This is a genomic window from Streptomyces sp. NPDC002265, assembly GCF_040296125.1.
Classification (GTDB): Bacteria; Actinomycetota; Actinomycetes; order Streptomycetales; family Streptomycetaceae; genus Streptomyces.
Genome location: NZ_JBEOWS010000308.1, coordinates 1 through 11,848 on the forward strand (window position 1 = coordinate 1; position 11,848 = coordinate 11,848).

The 11,848-nt window shown below is 71.2% G+C and carries 10 protein-coding genes and 2 pseudogenes; 8 read left to right on the forward strand and 4 right to left on the reverse strand.

The genetic code is table 11. The annotated features are described in order from the left end of the window. Window positions 1-190: 190 nt before the first annotated feature. From ABT085_RS36205 to ABT085_RS36235, 7 genes are all read left to right on the forward strand, one after another. Window positions 191-1,366 carry an aromatic ring-hydroxylating oxygenase subunit alpha gene (locus ABT085_RS36205; protein ID WP_351617965.1) on the forward strand — a complete coding sequence of 392 codons (1,176 nt, stop codon included), beginning with the start codon at window positions 191-193 and terminating at the stop codon, window positions 1,364-1,366. 192 nt (window positions 1,367-1,558) lie between these two features. After that, the gene (locus ABT085_RS36210; RefSeq protein WP_351617967.1) at window positions 1,559-2,683 is read left to right on the forward strand and encodes a polyamine ABC transporter substrate-binding protein; all 1,125 of its coding nucleotides are present in this window, start codon (window positions 1,559-1,561) and stop codon (window positions 2,681-2,683) included. Window positions 2,684-2,686: 3 nt separating this feature from the next. Further along, window positions 2,687-3,583: an ABC transporter permease gene (locus ABT085_RS36215; RefSeq protein ID WP_351617970.1), complete on the forward strand. Its 897-nt coding sequence runs from the start codon at window positions 2,687-2,689 to the stop codon at window positions 3,581-3,583. Then, window positions 3,580-4,470 (forward strand): ABC transporter permease, encoded by an 891-nt coding sequence (locus ABT085_RS36220; protein WP_351617973.1) that lies wholly within the window; start codon window positions 3,580-3,582, stop codon window positions 4,468-4,470. The genes ABT085_RS36215 and ABT085_RS36220 overlap by 4 nt, the downstream gene beginning before the upstream one ends. Before the next feature lie 2 nt (window positions 4,471-4,472). After that, window positions 4,473-5,543 carry an ABC transporter ATP-binding protein gene (locus ABT085_RS36225; protein WP_351617976.1) on the forward strand — a complete coding sequence of 357 codons (1,071 nt, stop codon included), beginning with the start codon at window positions 4,473-4,475 and terminating at the stop codon, window positions 5,541-5,543. Between the two features lie 30 nt (window positions 5,544-5,573). Then, window positions 5,574-6,893, forward strand: coding sequence for a flavin monoamine oxidase family protein (locus tag ABT085_RS36230; protein ID WP_351617978.1), 1,320 nt, complete (start codon window positions 5,574-5,576; stop codon window positions 6,891-6,893). Further along, the gene (locus ABT085_RS36235) at window positions 6,886-8,319 is read left to right on the forward strand and encodes an aminobutyraldehyde dehydrogenase (RefSeq protein ID WP_351617981.1); all 1,434 of its coding nucleotides are present in this window, start codon (window positions 6,886-6,888) and stop codon (window positions 8,317-8,319) included. Before ABT085_RS36230 ends, ABT085_RS36235 begins: the two co-directional genes overlap by 8 nt. 10 nt (window positions 8,320-8,329) lie before the next feature. On the opposite strand, the gene ABT085_RS36240 is transcribed toward ABT085_RS36235, so the two are convergent. Beyond that, window positions 8,330-8,521, reverse strand: coding sequence for a hypothetical protein (locus ABT085_RS36240; protein WP_351617984.1), 192 nt, complete (start codon window positions 8,519-8,521; stop codon window positions 8,330-8,332). Between the two features lie 232 nt (window positions 8,522-8,753). On the opposite strand from ABT085_RS36240, the pseudogene ABT085_RS46835 reads away from it, so the two are divergent. Next, window positions 8,754-8,939, forward strand: a pseudogene (locus ABT085_RS46835) (flavoprotein); the annotation flags it as partial. Between the two features lie 545 nt (window positions 8,940-9,484). On the opposite strand, the pseudogene ABT085_RS36245 reads toward ABT085_RS46835, so the two are convergent. From ABT085_RS36245 to ABT085_RS36255, 3 genes and pseudogenes are all read right to left on the reverse strand, one after another. Further along, window positions 9,485-10,055, reverse strand: a pseudogene (locus ABT085_RS36245) (replication-relaxation family protein); the annotation flags it as partial. Window positions 10,056-10,177: 122 nt separating this feature from the next. Continuing rightward, the gene (locus ABT085_RS36250) at window positions 10,178-11,314 is read right to left on the reverse strand and encodes an FAD-dependent oxidoreductase (protein ID WP_351617987.1); all 1,137 of its coding nucleotides are present in this window, start codon (window positions 11,312-11,314) and stop codon (window positions 10,178-10,180) included. A 336-nt stretch (window positions 11,315-11,650) separates the two neighbouring features. Next, window positions 11,651-11,848: GNAT family N-acetyltransferase (locus ABT085_RS36255; protein ID WP_351617996.1), on the reverse strand; the 198-nt coding region annotated here is incomplete at its 5' end.

The window sequence follows — 11,848 nt, forward strand, 5'->3', positions numbered from 1 at the left end:
CCGTCCGCCTGCAGCGAGACTAACTAACTAATTAGTCAGCCTACAAGCCTTGACTTGCCGCCGCGCCGGTCCCAGTCTGACTAACCAATTAGTCAGCCGGATCCCGCGGGTCCCCATGGGGAACCCGCGGCCCCTCCCGGTCACAGCCTCACCGCCCATCGCCGCCGCGCGCGGCGCGGAGGAGGACTTCATGAACCCCTCGACCACCCGGACGGCCACCGCGCCGCCCGGTCCGCCGAGCGAGACCCCCGATCACCCCGGCGAGGCCCTGCCCGCCCGCTACTACACGGATCCGGCCGTCGCGGCCGCGGAGACCGAACGCGTCTTCGCCAAGTCCTGGCAGCTCGTCTGCCACGAGTCCGACCTCCCCGGCCCGGGCGCCCGGCTGACGGCCACCGCCGCCGGCCGGGAGGTCCTGGTCGTGCGCACCGAGGACGGCGGCCTCGCCGCCCACCTCAACGTCTGCCGCCACCGCGGAACCCGCCTGGTCACCAGCCCGGAGCCGGAGGGCAAGGCGATCCGCTGCCCGTACCACGGCTGGACCTACAAGCTCGACGGACGCCTCGTCGGCGCCCCCGAGGCGCGCCGGATCCCCTGCCTGGACAAGCCCCGGCTCGGACTGCACCCGGTCAACGTGGAGTCCTTCCTCGGCTTCGTCTTCGTCAACCTCGACCTGGAGGCCACCCCGCTCGCCGAGACCAGCGCCGGGCTCGCCGAGGCCGTCGGCCACTACGCGGGACCCGGCCTCACACCGGTCGGCAAGCACCGCATCCACGACGTCACCGCCGGCGAACAGCAGAACGCCAACTGGAAGGTGATCGTCGACAACTACCTGGAGGGCTACCACGTCCCCGTCGCGCACCCCGCGCTGATGCGACTGCTCGACTACCAGGCGTACACGGTGGACGTACAGGAGAACTACGTCCTGTTCGAGTCGCCGCTGCGGGACAAGCCCTCCTCGAACTGGACGGAGCGCCTCTACCAGCGGCTCGCCACCCCGATGCCCGGGCTGACCGAGGCCGACCGGCGGGTCTGGCGCTACGCCGTGATCTACCCCAACACGCTGATCGACTTCTACCCTGACCACGTGCTCGCGTGGACCGCCCTCCCCACCGCCCAGGACCGGGCGGCGATCCCGGGCGCCTTCTACACCCGGCACGGGGAGAGCCTGCGCACCAGGATCGCCCGGCGGCTCAACATCCACATCGGCTGGGTCACCAACGACGAGGACGCCGAGCTGGTCGAACGCGTACAGGCCGGCCTGTCCACACCGGGGTTCGAGCCCGGCCCGCTCTCGCACCGCGAGGCCGCAGTCGGCTGGTTCGCCCGCCGGATCCGCCGCGACCTGGAGGAGGACGGCCGATGACGCCCCGCCGTCCCGCGGCCGGGCCCCACCGGCGCGTCGCACTCCTCCCGGCCGGCTTACCCCGGCACCGCTGACGCACGTCCGTACCCCTTTCCAGACCGGTCCTCACTACGGAGTCACAGGGCCTCCGTGAGCCGACCAGCCGGTCCCGCCCTGGACTGTCGTGCCGTTCCTCGACGGAGAGGACGCTCCATGTCCCCCGAGGTACCACCACCGACCCGACGCGCCCTGCTGCGGGCGGGCACCGGCGGCCTGCTGGGCGCCGCGGTCGGAGGCTGCGGGTTCATGCCCGCCAGAACACCCGACGACAAGGACCTGGCCCCGCCCCGCGCACGCGTCGACGGCGATCTCGTCTACTTCAACTGGGCCGACTACGTCGACCCGTCCGTCTTCAAGGGGTTCGAGAAGGAGTACGGCGTCAGCGTCGTCCAGTCGAACTTCGACTCGATGGAAGGCATGGTCGCCAAGCTCAACGCGGGCAACCGCTACGACATCATCTTCCCCAGCGCCAAATGGGCCCAGCGCCTCGCCCGCGGCGGCCGGCTGCGCCGGATCGACCACACGCAGCTCAGCCACTCCAAGGACGTGTTCGGCGCCCACTCCTACTTCGCCGACCCCTGGTACGACCCCGGCTCCGCGCACACCGTCCCCTTCACCGCCTACAAGACCGGCATCGGCTGGCGGCGCGACCGGATCGGCGAGCTGACCGGATCCTGGAAGGACCTGTGGAGCGACAAGGCCAGGGGCAAGGTCTTCCTGCTGGACGACCGTGACGAGGTCCTCGGCATGGGAGCCCTGGAACTCGGCCTCGACGTCAGCACCGGTGACCCGGGCGACCTCGACCGCATCACCACCCTGCTGGGCACCCTGCGCCCACGGCTGCGCGGCTTCTCCAGCGACAGCTACAACAACCTGCTCAACGGGAACGCCGTCATGACCCAGGCCTGGAGCGGCGACATGGCCGCCATGCTCAACCAGGCCAAGGACCCCTCCGTGTTCGGCTTCCAGGCGCCCAAGGAGGGGACACCGATCAACTCCGACTGCTACGCCATCCCCTGGAACGCCCCGCACCCCGGCACCGCGATGCTGTTCATCGACTACATGCTCCGGCCGGAGAACGTGAAGAAGAACATCGAGTACATCGGCTACCCCATGCCGGTGGCCGGCTCCGAGAAGACCTACGCCGAACTCGTCAGACCCTTCCCCGAGTGCCTCGTCACCGAGGCCGACCTCAAGGCCGACCTGTTCTTCCGCAACGGGAGCCACGCGGCCGAGGACGCGCGCGACACCGCCTGGACCCATGTGAAGGCGGGCTGAGACATGACACCGACGCGTCACCCCTCGCGCCCCCGCCGCGGCCCGGACGCCACCGGCACCCGCATGTGGACCTGGTTCATGCTCCCCGGCACCCTGTGGATGACCGGGTTCCTGATCGCCTCCCTGGTGCTGGTCGCCGTCCTCACCGTCGGCACCACCGACGAACTCGGCAACCCCCGCTTCGGGTTCGACCTCTCCAGCATCCGCGCCCTGGCCGACCCCGCCTACACCGAGGTACTGGCACGCTCCCTCGGCTACGCCCTGCTGACCTGCGTGATCTGCCTGCTGATCGCCTACCCGGTGGCGTACACCATCGCCCTGCACGGCGGCCGCTGGAAACACGCGCTCATCGCCGCGATCGTCGTGCCGTTCTTCGCCAACTATCTCGTCCGCATGTACGGCTGGTCGGTGGTCCTGTCCGACGACGGACCGCTGCTGCGGGCCCTGCGCGCCGTGGGACTGGCCGACGGCGACACGAAGATCCTCAACACCGGCGTGGGCGTGATCGCGGGACTCGTCTACGGATTCGTCGTCTTCATGATCATCCCGCTGTACGCGGCCCTGGAGCGGCTCGACGTCTCCCTCGTCGAGGCCGGCCGCGACCTCTACGGCGGCCCCGTGCGGACCTTCCTCCACGTCACCCTGCCCGCCACCCGGCAGGGCGCGGCGGCCGGACTGGTCCTCGTCTTCCTGCCCGCCATGGGCGACTTCGTCAGCGCGCAACTGATGGGCGGACCGGACCAGATCATGATCGGCAACCTCATCCAGGACAAGTTCTTCCAGGGCCAGAACTGGCCGCTCGGATCCGCGCTCACCATGCTGCTCATGCTCGTCCTGCTGGTCGGGATGCTCGGCTACCTCAGGCGCACCCGCAAGGACGAGGCGGAGGCCCGCCGATGACCCAGCTCAGCCCGCCCACCACCACCGCAGCCCCCGCACCCGAGCGGCCCGCCGCACGCACCCGCACCCGGCGCGGCCGCGCCGACCGCAAGCCCCGCGTCCTCGTCGCCGTCACCGCCCTCTTCTTCGCGCTGCTCTACCTGCCCATCGCCGTGGTGACGCTGTTCTCCTTCAACTCCCAGAAGTCCCTCACCGTCTTCAGCGGGTTCAGCCTGCGCTGGTACCGCGCCTTCGTCCACGACGACGTCCTGATCTCCTCGCTGGGCACGAGCCTGCGCATCTCCCTGGTGGCGACGGCCGGTTCGATCGTCCTCGGCGTCGCCCTGGCCCTCGGACTGGTCCGAAGCCGCACCCGGCTCGGCTCAGTGGCCGGCCTGATCATGCTCGTACCGCTGATCACCCCCGAGATCGTCACCGGCGTCGCGTCGATGCTCCTGTTCAAGGGCCTGGGCGTGACCCTGTCCACCGGCACGGTGATGGTCTCGGAGATCACCTTCTCCATCTCCTACGTCACCGTGATCCTCCGCTCCCGGGTCGCGGCCCTGAACCCCGAAGTGGAGGAGGCCGCGATGGACCTCGGGGCCACCCGCTGGCAGGCGGTCCGCCTGGTCACCCTGCCCGCCCTGCTGCCCGCGGTGCTCGCCAGCGCCGTACTGATCTTCGCGCTCGTCTTCGACGACTTCGTCCTCGCCTACTTCACCACCGGCGTCGACCCCCAGCCGCTGTCGGTGCGGATCTACTCGGCGATCCGCTTCGGGGTGCAGCCCACCATCAACGCCGTCGGCACGCTGATGCTCGCCGGATCCATCGGCCTGATCGCCCTGGCCCTCTTCATTCCGCGCCTGTTCGGCCGCCGCGGCGGCCTCGACATCCTCTCCGGGAGCTGACCATGGACGAGACCCACGCCGTCCGCCTCACCGGCGTCTCCAAGCGGTTCGCGGACACCTACGCCGTCCGCGACCTGAACCTCGACATCGAGGCCGGCCTCTTCTTCTCCCTGCTCGGCCCCTCCGGCTGCGGCAAGACCACCTCACTGCGCATGATCGGCGGCTTCACCGATCCCACGGAAGGATCGGTGCTGCTCGCGGGCGAGGACGTGACCGCGCTGCCGCCGAACAAGCGCAACGTCAACACCGTCTTCCAGAGCTACGCCCTGTTCGACCACCTCAGCATCGCCGACAACGTCGCCTTCGGCCTCAAGCGCAAGGGCGTCGAGAAGGCGGAGATCCGGCGCCGCGTCGGCGAGATGCTGGAACTGGTCCAGCTCGACGGCTTCGCCGGGCGCAAGCCCCGCACCCTCTCCGGCGGCCAGCGCCAGCGCGTCGCCCTCGCCCGCGCCCTGGTCAACCGGCCGGCCGTCCTCCTGCTCGACGAACCGCTCGCAGCCCTCGACCTGAAGCTGCGCCGCCAGATGCAGGTGGAGCTCAAGCAGATCCAGCGCGAGGTCGGCATCACCTTCGTCTTCGTCACCCACGACCAGGACGAAGCACTGACCATGTCGGACCGGATCTGTGTCATGAACGAGGGCCGCGTCGAGCAGTGCGGCACCCCCGAGGACGTGTACGAGCACCCCGCCAGCCGCTTCGTCGCCTCCTTCATGGGCACCTCCAACCTGATGACCGGCACCTACCGCGGCGGCGAGGTCACCCTCGACCAGGGACCCGCCCTGCCCGTCGGCCCCCGAGCCGCCATCGCCGACGGCACCCCGGTCAGTGTCTCCGTACGCCCCGAGAAGGTCTGGCTGTCCGACTTCGAACCGGGCATGTCGATGCTGCGCGGAGTCATCCGCGACACCGTCTACAGCGGCCCCACCACCACCTATCTGATCGAACTCGCGCCCGGCGTCACCCTGTCCGTGCTGGAGCAGAACACGGCACGCGCCCGCATGGAGGACCGCTGGAGCGGCGGCGAGACGGTCGAGTTCGGCTGGCGGCCCGAGCACTGCCTCGTCCTCGCCTGACCGCCCCCACCCGATCTGAAAGCGAAACCGATGCATCACGACGTGATCGTTCTCGGTGCCGGGCTGGCCGGGCTCGCCGCCGCCCGGGACCTGGCCGCCGCCGGCACCGACGTACTCGTCCTGGAGGCCAGGGACCGGGTCGGCGGCCGGGTCGAACAGGCCCGCCTCCCCGACGGCCGCACCGTCCAGCTCGGCGGGGAGGTCGTCGGCCGCGCCCACACCGCCTACCTCGACCTCGCCGCGGAACTGGGACTGAAGCTGGTACCCAGCTACGTGGCCGAGCCCGGCCGGATGGTCCGCGCCACGCCGGAGGGCAGCTCCGCCGGTGAACCGCCGCACTGGTTCGGCGACGGCGACGCGGCCCTCCACGCCCGGCTCGGCGCCGAGTTCGCCACCCTGGCCGCCACCGTCGACCCCGGCGACCCCTGGTCGCACCCGGACGCGGCCGCCCTGGACCGGCTGTCCGTGGGCGCCTGGCTGCGCTCCCGGCACGCCACCCCCGCCGTCGTCCGCCTGTGGGAGATCGGCCAACTGGCCCTCGCCGGAGGCTCCTACGAGCGGATCTCCCTGCTGGCCGCACTGCGCAAGAGCGCCGCCGTCCCCGCGTCCGGCCCGGGCGACTACGACTACGACGACTGGGAAGGGCTGCGGCTCGCCGAGGGCTCGGCGACCCTGGCCGAGATGATGGGCCGCGAACTCGGCCCGCGCGTCCGCCTCGGCTCACCCGTCGCCGCCCTCGACGTACGCCCCGGCCGCTGCACCGTCCGCCTCGTCACCGGCGAGGTCCTCACCGCCGGGGCCGTGGTGAGCGCCCTGCCCGTGGGACCGCTGCGGTCCGTCGCCGTCAGCGGCGTGAGCGAGGAGCGCCTCGCCTCCCTGCACCGGCAACGGCAGGCGACGGCGGCCAAGTTCGCCGCCGTCTACGACCGTCCCTTCTGGCGCGCGGACGATCTGAACGGCCTCTCCGAGTCCGAGGGCGTCCTCGGCAGCACCTGGCCCCAGAACGAAGGCGTCCTGTCCGCACTGGTCCCGCCGGAGCGCTACGGCGTCCTGCTGGGCACCCCGCCCCAGCTGCGCACCCCCGAACTGCTTGCCGAGATTGCCGGCCTGTACGGCGACGAGGCCCGCCGACCGCTCGCCTGCTACCTGCGGCTGTGGGGCAGCGACCCCTGGACACAGGGCTACGTCACCCAGTGGCCGCCGGGCGAGGTGATGGCCGTGGGGCCGTCGCACGGCACCCACGAACCCCCGTTCTACGTCTGCGGATCCGACCAGTGGGTCGCCGGATACATGGAAGGCGCCGTCCGCACCGGCCGCGCCGCAGCGAAGGAGGCACTGCTCCGTGGCTGACAACGCCCGCCCGGCAACCGTCCTCAACCACATCGGCGGCAAGGAGACACCCGCCGCGTCGGGCGCCACCCTGCGCCTGATCGACCCGGCCACCGGACGTCTCCACGGCACCGCTCCGCTCTCCGGCACCGACGACGTCGACGACGCCTGCCGCGCGGCCGAGAACGCCCAGCACGTGTGGTCGGCCACCACCCCGCAGCAGCGCCAGGGCGCGCTGCTGCGCATCGCCGACGCGCTGGAGCGGCACGCCGACGCCGTGGCGAGCGCCGAGGTCGCCGACACCGGCAAACCCCGTGCCCTCTTCCTCGCCGACGAACTGCCCGCGATCGCCGACGTGCTGCGCTACTTCGCCGGCGCCGCACGCAACCTGCCCGGCGCCGCGGCCGCCGAGTACACCCCCGGCCGCACCTCCGTGCTGCGCCGGGAACCCATCGGCGTCTGCGCGCAGATCACCCCGTGGAACTACCCGCTGATGATGGCCGTGTGGAAGATCGCCCCCGCGCTCGCCGCCGGCAACACCGTCGTCCTCAAACCGTCCGACAGCACGCCCTCCTCCGCCACGCTCCTGGCCCGGCTGGCCGCCGAGCACCTGCCGCCCGGTGTGCTCAACGTCGTCTGCGGCGACCGTGACACCGGCCGCCTGCTGGTCGCCCATCCCGCCGTGCGGCTCGTCGCCCTCACCGGGAGCGTCCGCGCCGGACAGCAGATCGCCGCGGCCGCGGCCGCCGACCTCAAACGGCTCCACCTGGAGCTCGGCGGCAACGCACCCGTGCTGATCCACGAGGACGCCGACCTGGACGACGCCGTAGGACAGCTGTCGTCGCTGGCCTTCTACAACGCGGGCCAGGACTGCACCGCCGCCACCAGGGTCCTGGTCCACCACCGGATCCACGACGCCTTCCTCGACGCCTTCGCCGAACGGGCCGCCCGGCAGGTCCCCGGCGGCCCCGACGACCCGGACGCCGACTTCGGCCCGCTCAACAACGCGACCCAGCTCGCCTCCGTACGCCGTCTGCTGGAGACCCTGCCCGACCATGCCGAGGTCGTCACGGGAGGCGTGCAGCTGGACCGGCCCGGGTACTTCCACCAGGCCACGGTGGTCGCGGGGGTGCGCCAGGACGACGAGATCGTGCAGAGCGAGGTGTTCGGTCCGGTCGTGACGGTCCAGCCGTTCACCGACGAGTCCGAGGCCTTCGAACTGGCCAACGCCGTACCGCAGGGACTCGCCGCCAGCGTCTGGACACGCGATCACGACCGGGCCATGCGCGCGAGCCGCGCCCTGCGCACCGGGATCGTCTGGGTCAACACCCACGGCACCACGGTGTCGGAGATGCCGCACGGAGGCGTACGGCACTCCGGTCACGGCAGCGATCTGTCGCTGACCGGGCTGCTCGACTACACGCAGGTCAAGCACGTCATGCTGTGACGGGCCGCCCTCACCCGTCGTCGCCCGACCGGTTCGCGTGGCGCCGCCTGCTCTTGCCGGCGGTGTCCAGCAGCTCGCCCAGGGTGAGCGTCACGGTTGCCACGACGCGGGCCCAGCGCGGTCCGCCGCGCGCAGCCCAGAAGACACAGATACATCCGCCCACGACGAGTGCCAGCACACCGAGCAGCAGTACAACGACCATTTCCCTCACCTCTGCGTTCGTGCGGTCCCGCTGATCGTTCCGGGTTCGCGATCAGGATGAGTTCCGCGCGGTGCTGGCCCCGTTTGGCGCGCAAGAGGCCATGATCGGCTCTTGGCGGCCGAGGCCTCCCCCCCCCGGCTGTGTCCCCTCGAAGGGAGTATGTCCCTGGTGAGTTCGGTCAGGGTGAACCGCGGATGTGTTCGGCCGCGCGATGCCCCGAGTGCAGTGTGCCGTGGTCGGCGTCGTCGCCGAGGGGATCGGTAAGAACATCCCCATGGTGGCCATGCCGTGCGTGAACGCCGCCTACGTGCAGCACCGGCAGTTCGAGCGGAGCGTCTCCGAACTGCGGGAGATGGGCGTACGAGTTCTGTACGGGGAAGGTGGCTTCGTCCCGAGCCAGCCAGGCCAGAGCTGCCCTGCTGAGGGGAGAGCACGCTGGCGACGGTTTGAACGGTGTCGCTCATGCAGGCCCCTCACTCTCTGGGTGCGCAGCCGACGCTCGCCGTCGGTTGCGCACCCAGAGTCGGTGGTCTGTGCAAGGCGTGTCCGGCACAAGCCGGGCTGCACAATCGGCTGCGCAATGCTGTGACCGGCGTGGTCGGGTCTGTGGTCGGGGGTCTGCGCCATCGTGGTCGGGCTTATGGTCGGGCCTGTGGCCAGGGTATTGCGCAGGTCTGCGCAATACGCGGTTACGGATGTGCAGGGTGCATCTGCCGACTCTGCGGCCGGGGTTGCGGACGGGGCGCCAGACTGGCGCTGAGGGTTCGTCGCGCAACAGGTCGGCCAGGGGTGCCACCAGTACGGGGACCTCGCGCAGGAAACTGGACGACGCCGGATCCCGGGGCAGCCGCGGGTTGGGCGTCGGTGCCGTCCAGAGCGAATAGCGACCGCGGGAAGAGCGGGTGGGTGCGCGGCCATGCCTTCCCGGCTGCTCGCGGATCCCCGGTCATCGGCCGGGGAGGGTCACAACTCGGTCCGTGGGCGGGGCTCGCCACCGGTCAGAGGCATCCATACGGCGTGGGCGGGGCCGTGCTGCTCCAGGTCTTCCAGTACGGCGGCTCCCAGGCGGACTTCGCGGGCGAGGGCTGGTACGAGCGGGTACTGAGCCACCATCGCCTGCAGATCGCTCATCCGATTGTCCGGCCTGGTCCGGGAGACACCGGTGAGGACGAACAGGACGCGGGGGAAAACCGGATACCAGCGCAGCCGCGCAGGGCCTGCGGTGGCCTGCCTGCGCCGGTCGGCGGGCTGGGCCTCGTACTGGAACAGGCGGGCGTACTCGATCAGCTTCACGGCCGGCCGCTCGCTGCTCATGGTGGTGCGGTTGACTTCCACGAACGCGCGCAGCTTTCGCCGGTGTTGGCTCTCGAGGACCGTGTAGTGCATCACTGTGTCGGCCACGACACGTTCGCCCTCGCCGATGGAGTGGGAGACCTCAGGGGTCCAGTCCCAGGGGCGGTACTCGTGCCCGAGCCAGCCGGCGGGCGTCTGCGGCGAAGGAGAGGTGGGCGCGAACGACTGCGAGCGTGTGCGAGGGCAGATCCTCGGTGCGCGGGCGCGGCCGGGTGCGGGCACGGCGGGACGGGTCAAGCGGCCGGTTCGTCCTGGCCTGCGCTGGAGAAAATTGGTGGGAGGTGCCCCTTCTTCGGGAACGGCTCAATGACTCGTGGGACGCGGGCGTCCGAGTGCGAACCGGCTCGGTCCGGGCTCTCCTCGTACCAGCGCGGCCGCCAGCTCGCCGATGACCGACGCGAACTTGAAGCCGTGCCCGGAGAACCCTCCGAGCGCGGTGACCGGGCCCTGCCGGTCGATGACGAAGTCATGGTCGGGGGTGGTGGTGTACAGGCAGGTCACGGCCTCGGGCGCGGTGTGGTCCACGCCGGGGAGCCAGCGCTCGGCGTACGCCGCCAGCTCTCGCAGGATCGCGGCGTCCGGGGTGCGGTCGCGCCGGTCGGGGTCGACGACCGGGCCGACGCCGTGGAAGCCCGCCTTGACGCCGTCGGTGCTGCCGAGTCCGTAGACCCCGTCCGCGGTCAGGCCCTCCATGGGCAGCGCGGCGCCCGGGTGGTGAATGTAGCTGGGCCAGGTGAGCGCGTCCTGCGCGGGGAAGTGCGCGGGCTGTTCCTGGGTGACACGCAGCACCGGTACGCCGCCGACCAGTGGAGCGGTACCGCCGCCCAGCATTGCGGGCGCCCAGCCGCCGACCGCGACCACGACGGCATCGGCGCGCAGCTCCTCCTCCGTGTCCGTGACCACCCGGACCCCGGCGTCGCCGTGCACCGACAGCCCGGTCACCCGGACGCCGTGCCGGACCTCGGCTCCGTGGGCCCGCGCCGCCTGCTGGAAGGCGGTGACCGCCTCGTCGGCGTGCAGGCGTCCGGCCTCCGGGTGGAAGACCGCACCGGTGTCGGCGCGCAGCCCCGGCCAGCGCTCGGCGACCTCCTCCGGGGCCAGCCGCTCGGCAGGGTGTCCGGTGGCGGTCAGCGTCTCGTACAGTGCCTCGGTCGTGGCGGCCGGGCCGTGGTCGACGGCTCCGGTGAGGGTGAGCACCTGCCGTCCCGTCTCCTGCTCCAGCCGCCGCCACAGCGGCAGCGACCGCGCGGCGAGACCGACGTAGAAGGGGTCCGCGTAGGCCAGCCGGAAGATCCGCGAGGTGCCGTGCGAGCTGCCCCGGTCGTGGCCGGGCGGGAAGCGCTCCAGCAGGGTGACGCGGTCACCCTGGGCAGCAAGCCGCCACGCGGCGGACGAGCCCATGACCCCGCCACCGATGACGACGACTCGACGAGAAGACACGATGCTCGATCCTTTGGCGAATGATCCGGACCGACCGGGCAACCGGACGCCCCGAGGTTTTCCGGTGTGAACTGCACCTTTCTATCAGCCGTCGGCCCAGAGCGAACCGGCCGGGTCGCCGCCGCCGGCCCCTTGTGCCCCTCGTCGGGCGGTGAGTTGCTCACCCGGCTGGCCAGCGTCCCCCGGCGACCATGGCCGGGGACTGTGGAACACCCCCGCGTTGGCGGGGAGGACCACGGCGTGGACTGCGCCGAGATGATCTCGGTTGGAATCTAGGCTGGTTGACGCCGCTGCCGGCGTGTTGGCCCTGCCGGTTTGGTGGCAGGACCAACGGCATCACAGCTTGTCGTTCAGCAGCGAGTACATGAACATGTCCCGGCGTTCGTCCCTGACCTTCTGCCATCCCCGCAGCAGTCCCTCGCGCTGGAATCCCGCACGTTCGGCAGTTCGCACGGAGGCCGTGTTCCACGGCTCCACCCACAGTTCGAGCCGGGGAATCTGCAGATCCCGCAGGGCCCAGCCGGCCACTGCGTT

What these genes read in the sequence shown, in the direction of transcription:
- ABT085_RS36205 (WP_351617965.1), top strand. Translation starts at nt 191, where the DNA reads ATGAACCCCTCGACCACCCGGACGGCCACCGCGCCGCCCGGTCCGCCG.
- ABT085_RS36210 (WP_351617967.1), top strand. Translation starts at nt 1,559, where the DNA reads ATGTCCCCCGAGGTACCACCACCGACCCGACGCGCCCTGCTGCGGGCG.
- ABT085_RS36215 (WP_351617970.1), top strand. Translation starts at nt 2,687, where the DNA reads ATGACACCGACGCGTCACCCCTCGCGCCCCCGCCGCGGCCCGGACGCC.
- ABT085_RS36220 (WP_351617973.1), top strand. Translation starts at nt 3,580, where the DNA reads ATGACCCAGCTCAGCCCGCCCACCACCACCGCAGCCCCCGCACCCGAG.
- ABT085_RS36225 (WP_351617976.1), top strand. Translation starts at nt 4,473, where the DNA reads ATGGACGAGACCCACGCCGTCCGCCTCACCGGCGTCTCCAAGCGGTTC.
- ABT085_RS36230 (WP_351617978.1), top strand. Translation starts at nt 5,574, where the DNA reads ATGCATCACGACGTGATCGTTCTCGGTGCCGGGCTGGCCGGGCTCGCC.
- ABT085_RS36240 (WP_351617984.1), bottom strand. Translation starts at nt 8,521, where the DNA reads ATGGTCGTTGTACTGCTGCTCGGTGTGCTGGCACTCGTCGTGGGCGGA.